The sequence below is a fragment of the Endozoicomonas sp. ONNA1 genome, assembly GCF_024606325.1.
GTDB lineage: Bacteria > Pseudomonadota > Gammaproteobacteria > Pseudomonadales > Endozoicomonadaceae > Endozoicomonas_A.
Window position 1 is genome coordinate 1 of record NZ_JAHHPN010000154.1, and the last position, 3,200, is coordinate 3,200.

The 3,200-nt window shown below is 40.8% G+C and carries 3 protein-coding genes and 1 pseudogene; 2 read left to right on the plus strand and 2 right to left on the minus strand.

The window, feature by feature from the left end; genetic code table 11:
- Positions 1–283 precede the first annotated feature (283 nt).
- Together KDK19_RS03595 and tnpA are read right to left on the minus strand one after the other, a co-directional pair.
- Complete coding sequence (locus KDK19_RS03595) at positions 284–1,597, minus strand: hypothetical protein (RefSeq protein ID WP_257274466.1); 1,314 nt, start codon at positions 1,595–1,597, stop codon at positions 284–286.
- A gap of 209 nt (positions 1,598–1,806) precedes the next feature.
- Positions 1,807–2,216: pseudogene (gene tnpA, locus KDK19_RS03600) on the minus strand (IS200/IS605 family transposase).
- Between the two features lie 68 nt (positions 2,217–2,284).
- Here tnpA and KDK19_RS24265 point away from each other — a divergent pair.
- Both KDK19_RS24265 and KDK19_RS03605 read left to right on the plus strand, forming a co-directional pair.
- Positions 2,285–2,527 carry a transposase gene (locus KDK19_RS24265; protein ID WP_368736432.1) on the plus strand — a complete coding sequence of 81 codons (243 nt, stop codon included), beginning with the start codon at positions 2,285–2,287 and terminating at the stop codon, positions 2,525–2,527.
- A gap of 366 nt (positions 2,528–2,893) precedes the next feature.
- Positions 2,894–3,166, plus strand: coding sequence for an addiction module antidote protein (locus tag KDK19_RS03605; RefSeq protein WP_257274465.1), 273 nt, complete (start codon positions 2,894–2,896; stop codon positions 3,164–3,166).
- The last annotated feature ends 34 nt before the right edge of the window (positions 3,167–3,200 follow it).

Genomic DNA, 3,200 nt, shown 5'->3' on the forward strand with positions numbered 1-3,200 from the left:
CAATTATTGAGAGTCATGAATCAAAAGAGGCGACATCTATCCTGACACAGCGGGCAAGCGCTCGTAATACAGCTTGCTGACCTGACGATCCAGCGACCGGGAATGCCAGCTCTATTGTATGGCTTCCAGCAGATATCGCTCTCTGGATTTGGGGTTTCAATACGGGTCAGACGACGATAGTGGGACCTGCTCGATTTGGAACGCAAGGCGTTCCATTTTGATAAAAAGCACTCATACAACGCAGGTTCCTGGCTGCGCTGATCTGCAGCCGGTGTGCGTGCCGTTAGCTGCCATCGTCAGCATGTTGGATAACGGGGTAATTACCTGAAATTTCAAAAAGTGAGTGAGCGATAAGTGCAAGTCTATAGAGAGAAGCCATCCCTGTGTGATGAATATATGCATCATTCATAAGTGCAGCTATTGCTCTATCATTTTCTGTATCTGAATTGTAATTTGCCTGACTACCATTGTAAAAATGATTAAATCTTTTAAATGTATTAAAATTCCAATCTTTAGTCCTGTTTCTAATAAATTTGATAACTAAAGATCTTTTATCGATATTTATCTTTAACCTGACTAAAGCTTCCTGTTCGTGAAGCGTATATTTTTGACTATTTTTTCCCAAAGTTGGATCATCTGCATAGCTAAGCCATAACTCTAAAATATAAGAGCAATACCTTGTGTTCTTAACCATAATAATGCCTGTATTCGGTAAACGACCATCATTTAATTGTTGTAATCCTTGATGGTACCAGTAATCCTGAGAAGTTATAATGCAAGCATGCTCCCCAACTGAATCTATTATTTTATCAAGATGGCTTTTATCATTCTTAAAATCATTGATTACAATATCATCATCTATCCAGGTAATCCATTTACCAGATTTTACTCGACCCTCTTTCAGCCACTTATTAATTAAAAATATTTTTCCCCAATAAGGTTGCCTATCGTGCATCCAATTCATCAAATCTATTGAGTCATCATCTTCGCTATTCTGGCTAAACAGTATGAATTTGTATTTAGTACGCCTTGCTTTTGAAAATGCCAAATGATTCTTTGCAACAGCCAGCGAATAGGGTTTCCAGGTTCCTCCTGATAGGATAAGATCTATATTTTTTAATCCATATATTGCATTATCATCAATTTTAGAGACACTTGGAACAGAAGAAAGGTATGTTTGAAGCTTATTTGGCTTGTTGAAATTTTTACTAGTGTATCTAGAATAATCTTTTCGATATGATGCAGACCGCCCTTCAAAATCAGCTTTATTATTTATTTCTAATTCAATTCCATCTTTAATTTTTTCATATGAAGAATAACTGCCATCAGCAAGCTCAGTTAAAATGTATCCTTTTAAAGAATGCTTTTTATCTTCTTTTTCTATTTCAGTGATATTTTGCTCATAAGGTCTTTTCCAGAATCTGGCAGGGTAACTCAAAATCTTAAACGGATACCAAGTAAAGTCTGACCATTTTTCTTCATGCTGATTTATGCTTGTATCATTGTTCAGACCATTAGCAGCATTGTCTGGAATTATGCTATTTGCTGAAAGCCATAAAGGAATTAATAATAGCAAAATGTATCTATATTTTTTCATGACGTTTTAAATTCCATTTAATATTTTTATATTATCGACATTATCATAAAATTTTAAATAACGTAGGATACCCCTTCGGTTTTTGTCAACAAAGATATCTCCTCTTTTGATTCATGACTCTCTCGCTGTGTCAGGATTATTGCGATTATCAGTTAATTACCCCCGGTAGAGCCGGGGGCTTATTAAGTGAAACACTCAAAGGGCTTATGTTACCCCCAAGTGCCTGAGTCAAAACCAAGTTTCAACTGATCTCGTGTTCCATCATTTTTCTCTTGGTTTCTGATATATTCCCTAATCACATTTTCATCAAGTCCTATTGTGCGTCGAAATACCCTCGTATCCGGAAGTACTCTCCAGAAAAATTCCTTTGCTTACCTTTGAAAGGTCTTGCAATAGCTATTGCACATTTTCCTTTCATATAACCGACAATATGGAAAGCAGAATATTTCATCGGAATGCTAATGCAAATATGGACGTAATCGCGCATCAAATGCCCTTCCGCAATTTTGCACTTTTTGCACTTGGCAAGTTCATTAACAATGGTTCCCAGAAAATTTCTCAAGCTTCCATAAATGACCTTTTGCCTCTTTTTGGGAATAAAGACAATTTGAAGACGCAGACCATTACGAAATCATTGACTACAAGTACACCTATAGTCTGGCGCAGCGCCCTGCCAGCTATGTCATCCTGAAATATCAGCGCGAAGTCGTTCGCCACAAGCCCAGCCAGACGCTAACAACGGTAACCACACCATTAGGATTATTTGATCGCAGCTTTCCCGATGTCAGCTTCATCGCGGGTCTGCTGGTAGAGAATTACTGCTTCCGCGCTCCGCTTTACCGCCAGCATCAGAAACTTGAGTCCAGTCGTATTGCCATCAGCCTTGGAACCCTAACACATCTTGAGCAACGTGCGATATCCGAGAGCTAATCCCGCGAATCTGGAAAGAGAAATTCGGGACCAATCCGTTAAAATCCGATCTCGGCAAGTAGGGGGAGTCAATACCCTGCTTGAACGCTTACGTTGCGCGGGTGCACCACGGGCTTCAAGGCTGTCGCCAGTCGGGGCTATTTCTATGGCCTATTCCAGTGCGTCTTCGCCGGCATTGCTAACCATAATGTAAAATCCGTGGGTGGCAATATCAGTGAAATGCGGATACTTGCAGGCAAAGGCTATCGGCCCTATTTCACTGTTCGTGGTGAGCAGCTGGTCATCCTATTGTGTTGGGGACAAATCCAGCGAGTCCCAGGACATTGAAAAGTCAGAGAAATATTGCAAGAACTGGAGGAAACAATCATGAGCGAATCGTTGAAACCCTACAATCCTTTTGATAATGCCCTGACCGATGATGACATCCCCTGGTTTCTGACTGAAGCCTATCAGGATAATGATCCCGGTGTTTTTATTGTGGCTCTTGGGCATGTGGTCAAACATAAAGGCGTGACACAACTGGCGGAACAGACCGGCCTGAACCGGGAGAGTCTGTACAAAGCCTTTAACGGCAAGGTCCAGCCCCGATGGGATACTGTGCACCGACTGCTGAAAGCGCTAGCAGCCTGTCGGACTTAAGGCTGTCCTACTGCTGTTGCAATAAATTGGTCTA